The organism is Streptomyces sp. MI02-7b, from assembly GCF_033793585.1.
In the GTDB taxonomy this organism is placed as follows: Bacteria; Actinomycetota; Actinomycetes; order Streptomycetales; family Streptomycetaceae; genus Actinacidiphila.
On record NZ_JARAWX010000042.1, the window covers coordinates 1 to 18,254 of the forward strand.

General features: G+C 74.0%; 15 protein-coding genes and 1 pseudogene. 8 read left to right on the plus strand and 8 right to left on the minus strand.

All coding sequences use genetic code 11. The features are described from left to right. The 5 genes from PV364_RS38695 to PV364_RS38715 all read right to left on the minus strand — a co-directional run. A partial coding sequence (locus PV364_RS38695; protein WP_319665629.1) for a hypothetical protein occupies nucleotides 1-411 on the minus strand: 411 nt, incomplete at its 3' end. A 210-nt stretch (nucleotides 412-621) separates the two neighbouring features. After that, nucleotides 622-1,176: a GNAT family N-acetyltransferase gene (locus tag PV364_RS38700; RefSeq protein ID WP_319665630.1), complete on the minus strand. Its 555-nt coding sequence runs from the start codon at nucleotides 1,174-1,176 to the stop codon at nucleotides 622-624. Then, entirely contained in the window at nucleotides 1,164-1,442 is a 279-nt protein-coding gene (locus PV364_RS38705; protein WP_319665631.1) for a glutaredoxin domain-containing protein, read from the minus strand. Before PV364_RS38705 ends, PV364_RS38700 begins: the two co-directional genes overlap by 13 nt. After that, nucleotides 1,439-2,803, minus strand: coding sequence for a M1 family metallopeptidase (locus PV364_RS38710; protein WP_319665632.1), 1,365 nt, complete (start codon nucleotides 2,801-2,803; stop codon nucleotides 1,439-1,441). The genes PV364_RS38705 and PV364_RS38710 overlap by 4 nt, the downstream gene beginning before the upstream one ends. Further along, nucleotides 2,800-6,726 carry a Pls/PosA family non-ribosomal peptide synthetase gene (locus tag PV364_RS38715; protein WP_319665633.1) on the minus strand — a complete coding sequence of 1,309 codons (3,927 nt, stop codon included), beginning with the start codon at nucleotides 6,724-6,726 and terminating at the stop codon, nucleotides 2,800-2,802. Before PV364_RS38715 ends, PV364_RS38710 begins: the two co-directional genes overlap by 4 nt. A gap of 543 nt (nucleotides 6,727-7,269) precedes the next feature. On the opposite strand from PV364_RS38715, the gene PV364_RS38720 reads away from it, so the two are divergent. Further along, entirely contained in the window at nucleotides 7,270-9,141 is a 1,872-nt protein-coding gene (locus tag PV364_RS38720; RefSeq protein WP_319665634.1) for a LamG-like jellyroll fold domain-containing protein, read from the plus strand. A gap of 37 nt (nucleotides 9,142-9,178) precedes the next feature. Here the strand turns inward: PV364_RS38720 and PV364_RS41450 are convergent. Then, nucleotides 9,179-9,369, minus strand: a pseudogene (locus tag PV364_RS41450) (IS481 family transposase); the annotation flags it as partial. Between the two features lie 242 nt (nucleotides 9,370-9,611). Between PV364_RS41450 and PV364_RS38725 the strand changes: the two are divergent. Then, nucleotides 9,612-10,088, plus strand: coding sequence for a hypothetical protein (locus tag PV364_RS38725; protein ID WP_319665635.1), 477 nt, complete (start codon nucleotides 9,612-9,614; stop codon nucleotides 10,086-10,088). 265 nt (nucleotides 10,089-10,353) lie between these two features. Here the strand turns inward: PV364_RS38725 and PV364_RS38730 are convergent, their stop codons facing one another. Then, a complete protein-coding gene (locus PV364_RS38730) occupies nucleotides 10,354-11,337 on the minus strand; it encodes an aminoglycoside phosphotransferase family protein (protein ID WP_319665636.1) in 984 nt (327 codons plus the stop codon). 66 nt (nucleotides 11,338-11,403) lie between these two features. Between PV364_RS38730 and PV364_RS38735 the strand changes: the two genes are divergently transcribed. From PV364_RS38735 to PV364_RS38750, 4 genes are all read left to right on the plus strand, one after another. After that, nucleotides 11,404-12,024, plus strand: coding sequence for a cyclodeaminase/cyclohydrolase family protein (locus PV364_RS38735; protein WP_319665637.1), 621 nt, complete (start codon nucleotides 11,404-11,406; stop codon nucleotides 12,022-12,024). After that, nucleotides 12,021-12,863 carry a bifunctional 5,10-methylenetetrahydrofolate dehydrogenase/5,10-methenyltetrahydrofolate cyclohydrolase gene (locus PV364_RS38740; protein WP_319665638.1) on the plus strand — a complete coding sequence of 281 codons (843 nt, stop codon included), beginning with the start codon at nucleotides 12,021-12,023 and terminating at the stop codon, nucleotides 12,861-12,863. Before PV364_RS38735 ends, PV364_RS38740 begins: the two co-directional genes overlap by 4 nt. A 328-nt stretch (nucleotides 12,864-13,191) precedes the next feature. Beyond that, nucleotides 13,192-13,911 (plus strand): hypothetical protein, encoded by a 720-nt coding sequence (locus PV364_RS38745; RefSeq protein WP_319665639.1) that lies wholly within the window; start codon nucleotides 13,192-13,194, stop codon nucleotides 13,909-13,911. A gap of 448 nt (nucleotides 13,912-14,359) precedes the next feature. Continuing rightward, nucleotides 14,360-15,124 carry an SDR family NAD(P)-dependent oxidoreductase gene (locus PV364_RS38750; RefSeq protein ID WP_319665640.1) on the plus strand — a complete coding sequence of 255 codons (765 nt, stop codon included), beginning with the start codon at nucleotides 14,360-14,362 and terminating at the stop codon, nucleotides 15,122-15,124. A gap of 71 nt (nucleotides 15,125-15,195) precedes the next feature. On the opposite strand, the gene PV364_RS38755 is transcribed toward PV364_RS38750, so the two are convergent. Beyond that, complete coding sequence (locus PV364_RS38755) at nucleotides 15,196-16,410, minus strand: RtcB family protein (protein WP_319665664.1); 1,215 nt, start codon at nucleotides 16,408-16,410, stop codon at nucleotides 15,196-15,198. Nucleotides 16,411-16,654: 244 nt separating this feature from the next. Between PV364_RS38755 and PV364_RS38760 the strand changes: the two genes are divergently transcribed. After that, entirely contained in the window at nucleotides 16,655-17,464 is an 810-nt protein-coding gene (locus PV364_RS38760; RefSeq protein WP_319665641.1) for a hypothetical protein, read from the plus strand. A 64-nt stretch (nucleotides 17,465-17,528) separates the two neighbouring features. Beyond that, the gene (locus PV364_RS38765; RefSeq protein ID WP_319665642.1) at nucleotides 17,529-18,242 is read left to right on the plus strand and encodes a DUF3558 domain-containing protein; all 714 of its coding nucleotides are present in this window, start codon (nucleotides 17,529-17,531) and stop codon (nucleotides 18,240-18,242) included. The last annotated feature ends 12 nt before the right edge of the window (nucleotides 18,243-18,254 follow it).

Consider the following 18,254-nt stretch of genomic DNA (forward strand, 5'->3'; position numbering starts at 1 on the left):
GGCCGGAACCGCGGGGGCCGCCACAGGCGCGGCGGGGGTCACGGCGGCGGCAGCCGCGGCGGCCGCAGCGGCGGCGGCCGCGGCCTCCTCGACGGCCTTGGCCTCGGCGGCCTCCTCCGCCTCGATCTCCGCGGTGTGCTTGGCCACGAACGCCTCGCCCAGGACCTCGCGGGCCTCCTTGAGGTGGTCGAGCTCCACCTCGCCGTTCTCCGCGACGTGGCCCTCCAGGGCCTCGAACATCCTCTCCACCGGCTCGTGCGAGCCGCCGAGGCGCTGCTCGGCGTAGACCGCGACGCCCAGCTTCAGGAAGAGCTCGGCCGTGCGGCGGTTGACGGTGAAGTCGTGGATGGCGTCACCGCCCGCATCAAAGCCCTTCTCGATGACTTCGAATGCCTTCTTGATGAGACTCACGCTGTGCTCCCCTGCACGTGCCTGTCGGACGACTGCCTGACTGTGACCTGACCTGATCTGACCTGAACTGACCCGAACTGCGCAGTGCTGTACGGCAACTGACCGAACGGGCCGGTCCGCGCCGAACCCTATGGCAGTTCCCCGGCCGATGGGCAGTCGCCCCGGTCCCCATCCGTCCCCGGCGCGGAGAGCGTGCCGGCGCGCCGGAGGTCAGGCCCGGTGCGAACCCGCCGCGTACTGCTCCCGCGTGATCGCCGTGACCCGTACCGGCTGCCCGTGCGCGGGCACCGTCGTCGTACGGTCGAGGGCCATCCCGAGCTTGGCCATCACGCGGGCGGAGGCGTGGTGGTCGACATGGCAGATGCTCACGAGCCGGTCCAGACCGGCCTCGGCGAAGGCGAACTCCATTGCCGCGCGGGCGGCTTCGGTCGCGTAGCCGCGGCCCCAGTGGGCCCGTCCCAGACGCCAGCCGATCTCCACGGCGGGCAGGATCTCGGGCAGGAAGGCCGGCACCGTCAGCGCGACCCAGCCCGCGAGTTCGCCCGTGCTGCGGACCTCGACGGCGAACGCGCCGTGGCCGTGCCCGTGGTGGTCGCGCCATTCCCCACGGAAGCGCTCCAGTTGGGCGGCGGTCTCCTCGCGGGTGCGGGTCGAGCCGTCGGCGATGAAGCGCATGACCTCCGGGTCGGCGTTGACGGCGGCCAGCGGGTCCAGATCCGCGTCCTGCCACGCCCGCAGGCGCAGCCGCGCGGTCAGCCGTTCCACTGCGGGGGCGACGCGTGCGCCGCCAGGGCTTCGCGGAGCTGCCGCCGGGAGGGGTTGACCATGGCCCGGCCGGCGACGGTCACCGTGGGCACGGTCTCGTTGCCGTCGGCGACGGAGCGGACGAAGGCCGCGCCGTCCGGGTCCCGCCAGATGTTGACCTTGGTGTGCCGCAGCCGCGTCACGAAGAGGTAGAGCCGCAGCCGCATGCAGTAGGGGCAGCCGGGCCGCCAGTAGAGGACGACACCGTCGTCGCGCCCTTCGCTCATGCTTCCCCGCTCGGCAGGCGTGGCAGCCGGGTGTCGTGCAGCCACGGTCGGAACACCAGCGCGTCCAGGGGCTGGTCGCTGTGCTGGTGGGCCAGTGCGATGAACTGGTCGGTGGTCACGCTGCCATGACGGTACGTCCGGGTCCAGGCCTGTGCCAGCGCGAAGAAGGCGGCGTCGCCCATGGTGGTGCGCAGCGCGTGCAGGGCGAGCGCGCCGCGCTTGTAGACGCGGTCGTCGAACATGCGCCGTACGCCGGGGTCGGAGAGCCGCAGATCCTGCGCCAGGGAGGCGAGCCGGGAGTGCGCGCGGGCGGCGTGGCGGGCGGCCGGGATACCGCCGGAGACCTCCGACCAGAGCCATTCGGCATAGGCGGCGAAGCCCTCGTTGAGCCAGATGTGGCGCCAGTCGGCGATGCTGACGCTGTTGCCGAACCACTGGTGGGCGAGCTCGTGGGCGACCAGGCGCTCGTGGCCGCGCCGGCCGTCGACGTGGTTGCGGCCGAAGATGGACAGCGCCTGGGCCTCCACGGGGACGTCGAGTTCCTCGTCCACCACCACGACCGCGTACTCGGCGAACGGGTACGGCCCGAACAGCCTGGTGAAGGCCCTCATCATCTCCGGCTGGCGCCCGAAGTCGTGGCCGAAGTCCGCCACGAGCGCGGCCGGGACGGCGGCCGGCTGGGGTATGTCGCCGCCGATGTGGTCGATCAGCTCGTAGGCGCCGACCTGGACGGTCGCCAGGTACGTCGGCATCGGCTCGGCCTGCTCGTACACCCAGGTCGTGGTCGAGGCGCCGACCCGGTACGACTCCAGGCTGCCGTTGGCCACGACCGCGTACGCCGACGGCGCGGCCACCGTGATCCGGTAGCTGGCCTTGTCGCCCAGGTGGTCGTTGCAGGGGAACCAGGAGGGCGCCCCGATCGGCTGGCTGGCCACGAGGGCGCCGTCCTCCAGCTGCTCCCAGCCCAGGTCGCCCCAGTCGCGGGTGCGCACCGGCTTGGGGTTGCCGACGTAGCGGACCTCGATCTCGAACGGTCCGGCGGGCAGCGTCTTCAGCGGCTTGATCCGCAGCTTGCCGGCGCGGTGCGTGTAGCGGCACGGCCGGCCGTCGACGAGGACCCGGTCCAGCCGGAACGGGCCGAGGTCCAGGCTCAGCCCGGACAGCGCGCGGGTGGCCACCGCCGAGATCCGCGCGCGGCCCGACAGCCGGTTGGCCGCCGGGCGGTAGTCGAGTTCCAGGTCGTAGTGGGCGACCTGGTACCCGCCGTTGCCGTGCTCGGGGAAGTAGGAGTCGGCGGACACGTCCGCCCCCGGCGTGGCGGGGACGCCCTCCCCGCCACGCACGCGCTTGCCGCTGCTCACCCTCTGCGGGCCCCCTCTGTGTGCCAGGCGGAGATCGGGTTGCCCAGCCACCGGGTGCCCTCGGGAACGCTCTCCCCGCGCATGACCAGCGAGGCCGGGCCGATCGTGGTGCGCGCGCCGACGGTCGCCCCGGGGAGCACGATGCCGTGCGGGCCGAGCGTGGCACCCGGCTCGAGGACGACCTCGTCCATGCGCATGATCCGATCGTGGAACAGGTGCGTCTGCACGACGCAGCCGCGGTTGACGGTGGCGCCGTCCCCGATCCTGACCAGGTCGGCTTCCGGCAGCCAGTACGTCTCGCACCATACGCCCCGACCGATCCTGGCCCCCATGGTCCTCAGCCACAGGCTCATCAGCGGGGTGCCGCCGAGCGTGCCGACCGCCCACGGCACGGCCAGCACCTCGACGAAGGTGTCGGCCAGTTCGTTGCGCCAGACGAAGGAGCTCCACAGCGGCCGCTCGACCGCCCGGAAGCGCCCGACCAGCAGCCACTTCGCCTCGATGGCCACCGCGCAGGCCACCGCGCCGGCGAGGGCGAGCAGCAGCCCTCCGGAGAGCAGCGCCACCGCGACGCCGAACCGGCTCGCCAGCACCGCGTACCCGGCCAGCAGCAGCACGGCCAGCGCGGCCGCGCACATCAGCGGGACGATCCGGCACAGTTCGACGGCCCCGCGGGCCAGCACCAGGTGCCGGGGCGGCGCGAAGGTGCGGCTCTGGTCGGCGGCCTCGGGGGTGCGCGGCAGCTTCATCGGCGGCATGCCGAGGTACGAGCTGCCCGCCTTGAAGCCCTTGGGGGTCGACGAGAGCACGCCGACCAGGCCGTTCTTGGGCACCGAGCGACCGGGGGCGGTCATGCCGGAGTTGCCGAGGAAGGCCCGCTTGCCGATCCGGGCGCCGGCGATGCGCATCCAGCCGCCGCCCAGCTCGTAGGAGCCGACCATGGTGTCGTCGGCGAGGAAGGCGCCGTCACCGACGGTGGTCATCGAGGGCAGCGCCAGCACGGTCGAGGCCTCGACGCGGCGGCCGATCTTCATGCCGAGCGCCCGCAGCCAGACGGGCGTGAAAAGGCTCGCGTAGAACGGGAAGAGGTGCCCGCGGGCCATGTCCATGAGGCGTTCGGTCGCCCAGGCCTGCCAGGCGACACGGCCGTGCACGGGGTGGTGCCCCTCGCGCAGGCCGAGGCCCAGCACGCGCACGCCGCCCAGCACGAGCAGCGCGTACGTCAGGAGCCAGGCGAGCGTGGCGAGCGGGACGGCGGCAAGGGCGGCGCCCAGGGACGCGTGCCCGGCGCCGCGCAGGAAGGCGGCGAGGACGAGCACGGCGGGCACCGACGCCACCGTCGGCAGCAGACCGAGGGCGAAGGACGCCATCTCGTAGGCGAGCGCCCAGCGCCGCTTGCGCGGCGGCCGGGTGTCGGGCCAGCGGTGGGACGCCTTGCCGGTACGGGCGGCGGGGACGCCCGCCCAGCGCTGCGCGGCGGGGACGGCGCCCTTGACTCCGGAGCCCGGCGCGATCTCGGCGCGCTTGCCGACGCGGGCCCCCGGGAAGAGCGTGGAGCGCGAGCCGACGGTGGCCCCGGCGCCGATCCGGATCTTGCCGACGCGCAGCAGGTCACCGTCGAGCCAGTGGCCCGCGAGGTCCACCTCGGGCTCGACGGCGCTGCCCCGGCCGAGCTTGAGCATGCCGGTCAGCGGCGGCAGGGAGTGCAGGTCGGCGCCGTCGCCGATGCGGGCGCCCAGGGCCCGCGCGTAGTGGGTCAGCCAGGCGCCGGTCAGCTGGGTCGCGCCGCTGAAGTGGGCGAGGCGTTCGGCGGTCCACAGCCGCAGGTGCACGCCGCCGCCGCGGGGGTACGTCCCCGGGCGCACGCCGCGCAGCAGCAGCCGCGCGCCGCCCGCGGAGATCGCCAGCCGGCCGGCCGGGCTGATGAGCAGGGCCCAGCCGGCCGCGATCCACCACCACGACACAGTGGGGGTGCCGGTGGAGGCGCCGAGCAGCGCCAGCACATTGCCGAGGGCCGCGGCCACCACGCCCCAGCGCAGGCCGGCCAGGGTGAGCAGCGGCAGCATCAGCGCGAGCTGCGCGGCGGCCGCGCGCCGGGGCACCGGCGCGATGGTGCGGACGGCGGTGCGGCGGGCGTCGGCCTCGTCCAGCCGCGCGGCGAGGCCGGCGAGCGTGGGGTGCTGGTAGATCTCGCTGACCGACGCGCTGGGAAAGCGGGTGCGCAGCTGGGAGACCAGCCGGGCGGCGGTGAGGCTGCCGCCGCCGAGCGCGAAGAAGTCGGCGTCGGCGGAGGTGGCGGGCACACCGAGGATCTCGCCCCACTGTTCGGCGAGCCAGGTGCCGGTCTCCGTCAGGTCGCCGGGCACTGCCCCCGCGGCGTCGAGCGTGGGCAGCGGCCAGGGCAGCGCGTCGCGGTCGACCTTGCCCGAGGTCCGGGTGGGCAGCGTGTCGACGACGGCGATCAGCGGGACGAGGGCGGCGGGCAGCGCCTCGCGCAGCCGGCCCAGCGCGTCGGCCTGGTCGAAGGCGTCGGTGCCGGCGACGTAGCCGACGAGGATCTGGTTGCCGGCCCTGGTGGTGCGGACGGCGGCCGCGGCGCCCGCGACCTCGGGCAGCGCCTGGAGCGCGGCGTCGATCTCGCCGAGCTCGATGCGGCGGCCGCCCAGCTTGATCTGCTCGTCGGCGCGGCCCATGAAGAGCAGGCCCTCGGGCTCGGCACGCACCAGGTCGCCGCTGCGGTAGGCGCGCTCCCATCCGAGCGAGCGCAGCGGTGCGTACTTCTCGGCGTCCTTGGCCGCGTCCAGGTAGCGGGCCAGGCCGACGCCGCCGATGACCAGTTCGCCGGTGGCGCCCATGGGCAGCGGTACGCCGGCGGTGTCCACGACGGCCAGTTCCCAGCCGTCCAGCGGCAGCCCGATGCGGACCGGGCCCTCGCCGGTGAGCTGGGCGGCGCAGGCGACGACGGTGGCCTCGGTCGGGCCGTAGGTGTTCCACACCTCGCGGCCCTCGACGGCCATGCGCTCGGCGAGCTCGGGCGGGCAGGCCTCGCCGCCGAAGATCAGCAGACGTACGTCGTCCAGGGCCTCGATGGGCCACAGGGCGGCCAGCGTCGGCACGGTGGAGACCACGGTGATGCCCTGCTCGACCAGCCAGGGGCCGAGGTCCAGTCCGGTGCGGACCAGGGAGCGCGGCGCGGGCACCAGGCAGGCGCCGTGCCGCCACGCCAGCCACATCTCCTCGCAGGAGGCGTCGAAGGCCACCGACAGTCCGGCCAGCACCCGGTCGCCGGGCCCCAGCGGCTCCTCGGTGAGGAAGAGCCGGGCCTCGGCGTCGACGAAGGCGGCGGCGGAGCGGTGGGTGACGGCGACGCCCTTGGGCTTGCCGGTGGAGCCGGAGGTGAAGATGATCCACGCGTCGTCGTCCGGCCCGGGGCGGCGGCCCGGCGCGCCGCGGGGCGCGGCGTGCGGGGTGATCGCGCGGTGCTCGCCGATCACGGCGCAGACACCGGCCTCGGAGAAGACCAGTTCGGCGCGCTCGTCGGGGTCCTCGGCGTCGACCGGCACATAGGCGGCGCCCGCGGCCAGGACGGCGAGGATCGACACATACAGGTCGACGGTGCCCGAGGGGACGCGCACGCCCACCCGGTCGCCGGCGCCGATCCCGGCGTCGGCCAGGCGGCGGCGCAGCCGCTCGGTCTCGGCGGCCAGCGCGCGGTAGCTCAGCGCGGTGGTGCCGTCGTCGACGGCGGCCGCGGCGGGGTGCGCGCGGGCCGTGGCGGCGAGGATGTCGAGCAGGGTGCGCTCCGGCGCGGCGCCGCCGGCGCGGAAGAGCGCCGGGACGGGCTCGTCCGGGGCGGTGGCGACACCGGCGAGGGCGGAGTCGAGCAGGGGCAGTTGTGGGAGCGGCGAGTCGACGAGCGTCACGCGGGGCTCCCCGGCTCGAACGACCCGGACGCCGGTGGCGCGCCGGCGGACGCGCGGGACACCTGGTGCCGGTCGCTCACGGCCAGAGACGGACGCATGTCAAACCCTCCAAAAGTCAAGGACCACTGCGGTGCCGGGGTTCACGCGACGGGCGGTCCCGGCCGGCCGGGGACGACACTGTCCCGGGGCCGCGGGCTTCTTCCCGCGGTCGGCGTACGCCCGGCACATCCCCGTTCCGCTGTCGTCCGCTCTGGACGACGACGGGTCCTTTCACCTGGCGTCACGAATAGCGAACAGGCAGTTTACCTGTCGTTAATCCACGCGGCCCGCCGAAACGGGCGCCAAGTGGCTGGTCTCACAACGGGTCCACCACCGGACGGGGATGCCGGTGGCCCGGCCGAAGGACGCCGGCGTCTCCTTTCCGCAGGTGCCACGGCGGTCCCGAAGCCGTTCACCCGTCCTTCTCCGGCGGTTGGGCCGGGGCCCGCGATCCGCCCGTAGCGTCCGGAACGACGCTGCCCACCGGCCGAGAGCGGGATCACCATGTGCGACACACACCACAGACCTGATGGACCTCGGCTCGGCGCGAGCCGCCGCTCCGTGCTGGCCGGCGCGGGTCTGGCGGGCGCCGCCGTCGCGGGGCTGGCCGCGGCCGCGCCGGCGGCGTCCGCCACCGGGAGCGCCGGTCAGGGCGGCTCGTGGCGCCCCGACACCGACGACTCGCGGTTCACGCTGGTCGTCATGCCGGACACGCAGTACCTCTTCGACGGCGCGAGCGTCCACCCGGCCCCCGTCGAGGCGTCGTTCCGGTACCTACTGGACCACGGCAAGGACGAGAACATCGTCTTCATGGCGCATCTGGGTGATGTCACGCAGAACGGCCAGGCCGGTGAATTCGCCGCCGTCGACGACGCGTTCCGCGTCCTGGACCGCAAGGGCGTGCCCTACAGCGTCGTCGCGGGCAACCACGACATCGACTCCTCCACCGACGACCAGCGGGGCCGCAGCGCCTACCTGGACGTCTTCGGCCCTGACCGCTACCGCCACGCGCCCGCCTTCGGCGGCTCCAGCCCGGACGGCTACAACCACTACCACCTGTTCCGCGCGGCCGGCCGCGAGTGGATGGTGCTCTCCCTGGACTGGCGGCCCTCGCCGGGCGGCATCGCCTGGGCGAAGGACGCCATCGCGCGGCACCCCGGCACGCCGGTGGTCCTCACCACCCACGAGATCGTGTACGCCGACGCCTACGGCGACGAGGCCCAGCTGTCCGACCACGGCCGGGAACTGTGGGACGAGCTGATCGACGGCACGGACCAGATCTTCCTCACCCTGAACGGGCACTTCTGGCCGCCGGCCCGCACCACCCGCACCAACGCGGCCGGCAACGCCACCCACCTGCACATCACGAACTACCAGAACCGCTACTACGGCGGCGCCGCGATGATCCGGCTCTACCGCTTCGACCTGGCGCGCAACACCATCGACGTCGAGACCGTCTCCCCCTGGATCCTGGGCCGCGCCGGCGAGGGCCTGAACGCGCTGGAGCGCGAGGAGGTCGAGCTGACCGGTCCGCAGGACCGTTTCGCGGTCGACATCGACTTCGCCGAGCGCTTCGCGGGCTTCGCCCCGGTCCCGGCGCGCCCGTCCCGCCCGGCCGCCCGGATGCTGATCCCCGGCACGGTCGCGTACTGGCGCTTCGACGCCTCCCACGACACCGACCGGGTCCGCGACCTGACCGGCCACGGCAACGACCTCACCAAGGTCGTCGCCCCCGGATCCGACCCCGCGACCGCCCTGACCTGGTCCGCCGAGCACCACCCCGACCAGCCCGGCCACGCCAGCCTGTACTTCGCCGGCGACAAGAGCCCGCTGCGCGGCGCCCACCTCACCACCGGCGACCACGCCCCGCTCAACTCGGCCACGTTCCGGTCCGGTTACACCTTCGAGGCGTTCTTCAAGCTGCCCGCCGACTGGGACGAGGGCCGCAACGCCTGGGCCGCCCTGCTCAGCCGCTGGGGCCTCAGCCGCGAGGCGGGCAAGACCTCCGGCGACCCCGACGAGCCCGTCGCGACGCTCAGCCTCTCCGGCGGGCGCGAACTCCAGTGGTGCGTCTACCCGCTGAACACGGACGGCTCGGTCACCAACTGGGGCCACGAGCTGCCGCTGGACACCTGGTGGCACGTCGCCGTCGTCAACGACGGCCGCCACACCACGATGTACGTCGACGGCTGCCCCGTCGCCCGCAACCCCTCCACCCGCAACTCCGGCCTCACCGCCCTGGGCCTGCCCTGGATGCTCGGCGGTTACGAGTACGGGGGCAAGCTCGACCAGCTCCTGCACGGCTGGATCGGCGACGTCCGCATCAACGAACGCGCCCTGCGGCCGGACGAGTTCATGAACGCGCGCCAGGTGTAGTGACCCGGAGCGCCGTTCACGCGGGTGATGGACGGACGGCCGCCGAGTGCGGGGTGGCGGGGGGCCGGCCGGAGCGGTCGGCAAGGCCCGCCTCTCCCTCGGCTCGCCGGCGGGCGGACCCATGTGTCCACACGTCGCGCGGGAGATGCCCGTTGGGACGACCCGCGCTGCACGCTCGACCAGCAGTCGCCTGCCGTGGACGGTCAGGCGGGCATTACGGCGGGACACGAAGACCTCCGGCGCGGTGCGGTCCTGGACAGCTCCACCGCACCGGAGGTCTTCGCCTTGATCACGCGCCGACCGGTGGACAACGCTCGTGATCAATACAGCTGCCGCCCCTCCCCCTGCCCCGCCCCGCAGAGCAGGGGGCGGGTGGGGTGAACGCCGCGGGCACGGTCTGCGTATCCCCTCGCGTAGCGGGTGCCGCACGAACAGCTGCCCGAGATCGTCACGAGGGTGAGGACCGGCCGATGAACAGTCAGAGCAACGTCTCCTTCCAAGGACTTCAGGCGCTTCCCGACGGCGAGGCGGAACTGCCCCTGGTCGTGCACCTCCGCTGGGAGGACCTGGCGGCGCTCGGCCGCGAAGCGAGCCGGCTGGCGGTGCGGCTGCAGCGCCCGGTGAGTCTGGACGAGGCCGCCGGGCACCATCTTCGGACCCGGTTCGGCGTGACCCACGCGCCGGAGAAGGACGAGCAGCCCAAGGCCGACGCCACCCGCGCCGTCGCGGCGCCGGCCGCCGCCGTGCCGTCGAGCGCGGCGCCGATGGCGATCACCCCGGGCACGGCACAGCACTCGTCCGGGGCGCACGCGGCACCCCCCGTCGTGACCGGCACCGGCGCGGGTACGGGCGCGGCGCAGGCGGCGCACCAGAGCGACCACGCCGGACGGGTCGGCCCCCTGGGCGGCCGCAACATGGTCGTGCAGCCGGGCACCACCCCCGCCTGACCCCGCGCCCACGGCGTCCGGGCAGGCTCGTTCGCCGTACCGCCCACACGGCGCGTAGGCAGCCACGCCAGGCACGGCACAGCGCTCGTCAGAGACTCACGCGCCCCCCGGTTGCGACCGGTACAGGCCGCGACCCCGGCAGCACCGGCCCGGACCGAGAAGCCCACACCCTGCCCGGGGCGACGGCGGGCACAGGCCCCCGGGCAGGCCCGTACCGCCCCCACGGGCGCCGAGGCAGCCACGCCGCACCGCGCAACCGGCGGCCTCAGCCGCCCGACGCGGCGACCCTGGCCTCGGCCGTCCAGCGACCGAGCGCGTCGCGGCAGGTCTCGACGTGATCGGCGCCGTAACCGCGCGGTCCGCACTCGACGACGAGGATCAGGCCGAGGTAGAGGCGGTAGAGCGCCAGCCGGTGCCGCATGGCGGGCCCGAAGCCCAAGAGCCCGCCGGCCTCGCGGTAGCCGGCGACGAGGTCGCTGTCCGGGCCGGTGTCGCCGCCGAAGCCCAGGGAGACCAGTTCGGCTGCCGGGTCGCCGAAGAAGGCCCGTTCGTGGTCGATGAGGCCGGTGACGGCGGTGCCGTCGTCGGTGACGAAGACGTTGCCGGGCCACAGGTCGAAGTGGACCAGCCGCGGCCGGTCCACCCGCGCGAGCGCGGACGCGCCGGCAGCGACCAACTCCCTTACCTCGTCCGGCGACACCCCGAGCGGGGAGTGCCACCGCGCGGCCTCCTCCAGCATCGCCTCGACCATCGCGCCGAAGGCGGCCGGCCAGTCCGCCGCCGACAGCCCGGCCTCGGGGGCGGGGTAGCCGTAGCGGCCGTCCTGGGAGGTCAGGGTGTGCAGCCGCGCCACTGTCCGGCCGAGTTCGCGGCGCAGCGCGGCCTGCCGCGGTGGCGGGAGGCGGTCGGCGGCCTTGTCCCAGGGCGTGCCCGGCAGGACCGACAGGGCCATGAAGTCCGGTCCGGCGTAGAGCAGTTCCGGCAGCGGGACGCCGCCGAGGGCGGCCGCGCGGCGGTGCACCATGATCTCCGTCGCCATGATGCCGCGCTCGTAGCGCAGCACGACGGTCTCCGGCGGGGGCGCGACCTTCAGCACGGCGGGGCGTCCGTCGTCGAGCAGCACGCGGTACGCGGCGTTGAACCAGCCGTCCGTCAGCTCGGCCTCGACACGGCAGCCGATGCCCGCCGAGGCGTGCAGCATGGCCGAGAGCTGATCCGGCGTCAGGGCGCGCTTGGTGAGGCTCCGCATGACCCGCATGGTATGAGAGCGCTCCCACGCCTGTCCCGGGTCCGGCACCGTGAAAGGATCGCGGTCATGCGCGACCAGACGATCGGCGAGTTCCTGGAGCAGTTGTCCGCGCGGGTGCCGGTGCCGGGCGGAGGCGCGTCCGCGGCGCTGCACGCGGCCCAGGGCGCCGCCCTCGTGGCGATGGTCGCCCGCTACACCACGGGCGAGCGGTACGCGGAGCACGGCGCCGCCGTCGGGCGGATCGCCGAGGCCGCCGACGAACTGCGCGAGGCGGCCCTGCGCCTGGCCGCCGAGGACGCCGCCGCCTTCACCGCCGTCACCGACGCCTACCGGCTGCCCAAGGGCAGCGACGGGGAGAAGGCGGCCCGCTCGGCCGCCGTCGCCGCCGCGCTGGAGGGCGCGGCCCGCCCGCCGGCCGAGGTCGTCGCCGTCGCCGAGCGCGTGGTGGCGCTCGCCGAGGAGCTGCTGCCGATCGCCAACCGCAACCTCCTGTCGGACGTCGCCGCCGCCACGGAGGCGGCCCGCGCCGCCGCCGGAACCGCGCGCGTCAACATCGAGATCAACCTCGGCGGCATCAAGGACGGGACGGTCCGGGCCGGGTTCTCGGCGACCGCCGACGCGGTCGGCGCGCTCGTGGACCGCGCCGACCGCGTGACGGAGGCCGTACGCCAGGAGATCGCCAAGTGAGCCCCGCACTCGCCCTGTCGGGCAAGGAACTGGCCGCGGCCCTCCGGGAGGAGACGACGGCCCGCGCCGCCGCGCTGACGGAGGGGGGCCGGCCGCCCCGGCTCGCGGTCGTGGTCGCGACCGCCGACGAGTCCAGTGCCTGGTATGTGCGCTCCATCGCGCGCGCCGCCGCCAAGTGCGGCATCGCCTGCGACATCCGCGACCTCGGTCCGGACGCGTCCGCCGCCGCCCTGCGCGCCGAACTCGCCCGGCTCAGCGAGGACGAGGCCGTCCACGGCATCATCCTGCAGACCCCGCTGCCGGCGGGCGCGGCCCTGGAGGACCTTGCGTCGGCCATCGCGCCGGGCAAGGACGTCGACGGCGCCAACCCGGTGAGTCTCGGCCGTCTCGCCGCGCGGCTGCCGGCGTTCGCCCCGGCCACGGCGGAGGCGGTCGTCGCGCTCCTTGAGCACCACGGGATCGAGCTCACCGGGCGGCACGTCGCCGTCGTCGGCCGCTCCACGGTGGTCGGCAAGCCCGCGGCGCTCCTGCTGCTCGACCGGAACGCCACCGTGACCGTGTGCCATTCACGCACCCCCGACCTGCCCGCCGTCACCGGCCGGGCGGACGTCGTCGTCGCCGCGGCCGGCCGTCCCGGGCTCATCACGGCCGCCCATGTGCGCCCCGGGGCCGTCGTGATCGACGTGGGGACCAACCCGACGCCCGAGGGCGGGCTCGTCGGCGACGTGGACGCCGCCTCGGTCACCCCGCACGCGGGCGCGCTCACCCCCGTTCCCGGCGGCGTCGGCCCGGTCACCACCGCCCTGCTCCTGCGGCACGTGGTGCAGGCGGCGGAATAGCGCACGCGGGGCCGTCGAGGCCTACCCCGCACGGGAGTTCACGCAGGCGGCACGGCGATCGCGGGCCGCGCCGCCCCGGCCGCGACGGGAACCGGTCCCGGGAGCACGCCCCCACGGGGGCGCGCGGCTACACCCGTCACGCCGGGTGGCACAAGCCCTACACACGTGCTCTGTTCCCGGACTACTTTCGTATGGCAATCTCATCTACACGTCGTACGCTCAGGCCGCACGGGCCCCGTACGCCCTTTCCGCCCCCTCCTTCCGTTCCTCACCGCTGGTAATGGCTCGTTTCCCGCTGTTTCACAGGACCGACGAAGAGAAGACCGCTGTGGCGCCCCTGCCCCTCACTCTTGCGGCTCGTCTGCTGCCCACCGCCGTGCTCGCCATCGTCGGCTGGACGATGGCCTCCTCGTCCCAGCACGACGCCGCGACGCCCTCGGCCGGCGGCTCCCCGGCACGGCCGTCGACGCCGTCCGGCGGTTCCGGCTCCTCGAACGCGCCGGACTCCCCCGGCAGCTCCGGCGCCCCGTCGATCACGTACACCAAGCCGCCCGCACCCTGCACGGCGATGCGGGCGGCCACGATCAAGAAGCTGGTGCCCCAGGCCAAGACGGCCGGCAAGCCGCTCTCCCTCACCGACCCCTCGCACCGCACGGGCTGCTCCTGGAACGCCCTCAAGGGCTTCGACTACCGCTGGCTGGACGTGACCTTCGAGGTCGCCGCGGGCGGCAACGGGCAGAGCGCGGAGAAGGCGGCGCAGGCCTCCTACGACCGGTCCAAGAAGCCGAACCCCGCGCAGGGGATCGGCGACGAGGCGTCCGTGTCGGTCCAGGTGACCACGGAGGACGGACAGCAGACGCGCGAGGCGGTCGTGGTCTTCCGCAAGGGCAACGCGGTGGTCACCGTCACCTACAACGGCAGCGACTTCGAGTCCAAGAAGGCGCCCGGCGTCTCCGAGGTGCGCGACGGCGCGCTGACCGCGGCCAAGGACGCCCTGGCCGGACTCGCCAAGGCGGCGACCTCCGCCACCGGCGACCAGAGCGCCTGACCCCTCCTCCTTTCCTCTCCCGCGGGCGAGGAAAGGCGACCGGCGCCACGTGGTCGGCGGCGCGGCCGGGCACGGGACCGGGGCAGACGGGGCGGCGATCGACGCGACCTGCCCCTGGAGGATCCCCCGCACTGTGGCGGCCGCGCGGGGACGGCTGCGCAGCTCGCCGAGCGCGGACAGCAGCACCCCGTCCGGCCCGGCACCCGGGCCCCGGGCACCCGCCGCTGCGGGAAGGCGGGGACGACCGGTGGTGACGAGGCCCGCGCGCGGGGGTCGTGGGACTCCGCGTCGCCCGGTCCGGCGGCACCCCGCACGACGTGACCCCCGCACGGTGGGCGGGCCCCTCCTGACGCGTGCACCGTGCGGAAGCCCGCCGCCGCCCCGCCTATGCTCCAGTCATGGCCCGGCACCGCAGGCGCGTACCGGCGATAGCGAAAGGCAGCACGACATGAGCCCCCGTACCGCAGTCGTCACCGGAGCGAGCAGCGGCATCGGCGCCGCCACCGCCCGCCGGCTCGCCGAAGCCGGCTGTCACGTCGTCCTCACCGCCCGCCGCGCCGACCGGCTCGACGCCCTCGCCAAGGAGCTCACCGCCGCCGGCCACTCGGCCGCCGCCGTCGCCCTCGACGTCACCGACCGTGCCGCGGTCGACGCGTTCGCCGACTCCCTCGACCGCTGCGACGTGCTCTTCGCGAACGCCGGAGGAGCGCTGGGCGCCGACCCCGTCGCGACCGCCGATCCCGACGAGTGGCGGACGATGTACGAGGTGAACGTGCTGGGCGTGCTCCACTCGGTGCAGGCGCTGCTGCCGAAGCTCATCGCCTCCGGCGACGGCACCGTGGTGATCCTGTCCTCCACCGCGGGCCTGACCCCCTACGAGGGTGGCGGCGGCTACGTCGCCGCCAAGCACGGCACGCACGCCCTCGCCGGCACACTGCGCCTGGAACTGCTCGGCGAGCCGGTCCGAGTCGTCGAGATCGCGCCCGGCATGGTCAAGTCCGAGGGCTTCGCCCTCACCCGCTTCCACGGCGACGAGGAGAAGGCCGCCGCGGTCTACGCGGGCGTCGCCGAACCGCTGACCTCGGACGACATCGCCGACGCCGTCACCTGGGCGGTCACCCGCCCCGCCCATGTGAACGTCGACCTCATGGTCGTCCGCCCGCGCGCCCAGGCCGCCCAGCACCGCGTCCACCGCGTCCAGCGCGAGGACTGACCGGGACGGCAGAGCGCCCCGGGGTCCCCCGGGCCGGCATCACCGGCCCGGGGGACCGCGGGGAAGGCACCTCAGCCCTTCACGCAGACGACCTGCTTGAGCTTCGCCACCACCGCGACCAGGTCCCGCTGCTGCTCGATGACCTTGTCGATGGACTTGTACGCGCCGGGGATCTCGTCCACGACGCCCGAGTCCTTGCGGCACTCGACTCCCCGGGTCTGCTCCTCCAGGTCCCGCGTGGAGAACCGCTTCTTCGCCGCGTTGCGGCTCATCCGGCGGCCCGCGCCGTGCGAGGCGGAGTTGAAGGCGTCGGGGTTGCCCAGGCCGCGGACGATGTAGGAACCGGTGCCCATGGAGCCGGGGATGATGCCGTAGTCGCCGCTGCCGGCCTTGATCGCGCCCTTACGGGTCACGAGCAGGTCGACCCCGTCGTAGCGCTCCTCGGAGACGTAGTTGTGGTGGCAGGAGATCACCTGGTCGAAGCTGACCTTCGCCTTGCGGAACTCGCGCCGCACGACCTCCTGGAGCAGCGCCATCATGATCGCGCGATTGCGCTTGGCGTAGTCCTGGGCCCAGAACAGGTCGCGGCGGTACGCCTCCATCTGCGGGGTGTCCGCGACGAAGACGGCGAGGTCGCGGTCGACCAGGTCCTGGTTGTGGGGCAGCTTGTGGGCCTCGCCGATGTGGTGCTCGGCGAGTTCCTTGCCGATGTTGCGCGAACCCGAGTGCAGCATGAGCCAGACGGCGCCGGACTCGTCGAGGCACACCTCGATGAAGTGGTTGCCGGAACCGAGGGTGCCCATCTGCTGCAGCGCGCGTCCGTGGCGGAAGCGCACGGCCTCGGCGAGGTCGTCGAAGCCGTCCCAGAAGTCGTCCCAGCCGCCGGCCGGCAGGCCGTACAGCCGGCCGGGGTCGACCGCCTCGTCGTGCATGCCCCGGCCCACCGGGATGGCCTGCTCGATCCTGGAGCGCAGCCGCGACAGGTCGCCGGGCAGGTCGCCCGCCGTGAGGGAGGTCCTGACGGCGCTCATCCCGCAGCCGATGTCGACGCCGACGGCGGCGGGGCAGACCGCGCCGCTCATCGCGATGACGGAGCCGACCGTGGCGCCCTTGCCGAAGTGGACGTCGGGCATGACCGCGAGGCCCTTGATCCACGGGAGCGAGGAGACGTTCCTCAGCTGCTGCATCGCGACGTCCTCGACCGAGGCCGGGTCGGTCCACATGCGGATCGGCACCCGGACGCCGGGCACCTCGGTGTAGGTGGGTCTGGACGTGGATCCGGACATGGACATGGACATCTGCCTTTCCCCCAGGGGTGGTTCATGGAACGGTTCAACCAACAAAGCACTTAAAAACGGATAAAGGCCACACATCAATGAAAAACGAAATCAGGGAGGAAGTCATCCATACAGCCCCCGGGCCCGGCGACGGCCGCGGCCGGTGCGGTAGACATTGTGTCTACTCGGCGTCGTCCCCCGCCAAGGGATTTACACGAGCGCCGGGCCACCGCCGGAGGAAGGGGCCACGTCAGTGCAGCCATCGGGAGACCGCTCCAACCGGGTCCGGGCACTGCTGAGCGGAACGTGCGCCGTGTCGCTCGCCGCCGTGGCGCTGGCCGGCTGCAGCGGCTCCGACGGTGCCGGGAGCGGCACGGCCGCCGCGGACGCGGCCAACGGCGGGCAGACCGTCGCCGCGGCCCCGCCCGGCAAGTACCGCGTGCTGCCGGAGCCGTGCGGCTCGGTGTCCGCCGGCACCATCGCCTCACTCGTGCCGAACGCGGCCGATCCCGACGGGGAGGCGAGCGTGACCTTCGACACGGACCGCAAGGTCGGTTGCAAGTGGACGGGGCGCACCGCCCTCGGCAACCGCTACCTCCAGATCGACCTGGAGCGCGTGGTGTCGTACGACTCTGCGGTCAGTGACGACGACCAGGCCGCGACCGACTACCGCACCCGCGCGACGGACGCCGGCATCCCCCTCGCGCCCGCCGACGGCGGGCCGGGGGCGCCCACTCCGCCCGGCGCCCCGACGTCCTCGACGAGCCCCAGTTCGACCGGGGTTTCCGCACCGCCGAGCAGCAGCCCGTCCGGCATCCCGCAGGACGTCGCGCCGCGCTTCCTGGACGGCCTCGGGGACGACGCCTTCCTCGACGACGCGCTGCGCACCCGGGACTCCGGGGTGCACCGCGACGTGACCGTCGTCTTCCGGATCGCCAACGTCCTGGTGACCGTCGGCCTCTCCCAGTGGTCCACGGACAAGTCGGTCGAACCGCCCAGTCCGGACCTGCAGGCCGGTGCCCGTCAGGTGGCCGCGGAACTGGCAGATCAACTGGACGAATGAGGCGATCCGCGTAGTCTGGCCGTTTGTGCCACGCCAGGACACGCGGAAAGTGAGCGAAGGATCCATGCACCGATCAGCCCCCCGTCTCGCCCGTCTGCTCGCCTGTGCGGCCGTGCCGGTGACGCTCGTCGCCGCCTGCTCCTCCGGCTCGGACTCGCCGAAGGGGACCGCCGGCGCCGACAAGGCGGCACCCTCCGCCTCCCCCTCGGGATCGCCCACGGCCTCCGCCTCACCGGCCGTCGCCCCGGCGAAGTACACGCAACTGCCCGCCGCCTGCAAGGCCGTCGGCGCCAGGACCGTCGCCTCACTGGTCCCGAAGGCGAAGAAGGCCGCCGGCACGCCGGCCGGCTCCGGCTCCGCCGACGAGCGCGGCGGCTGCTCCTGGAACGGCCTGAACGGCTACCAGTACCGCTGGCTGGACGTGTCGCTCCAGCGCTACGACTCCGTGGCCGGTCTCGGCTCCGCCGAGCAGCAGGCCACCAGGCGCTACAACGAGCTGGTCGCGCAGGCGAAGGCCGCCAAGGGCGCCACGAGCGAGACCGTCACGGCGTCCGGCACCTGGGACACGGGCACCGCGGTGACCTCCAAGGCCACGAAGGACAAGGAGGAGTACCAGGACGTCACAGTCGTCGCACGCTCCGGAAACGCCGTCGTCGCGCTCTCCTACAACGGCGCCGGCCTGGAGGACGCCAAGACCCCCAAGGCCGACGATCTCCGGAAGAACGCGCTCAAGGCGGCCAAGGAAGCCGTCGCCTCGGTCGCGGCGGCGAACGCGTAACAACTCCCCCCT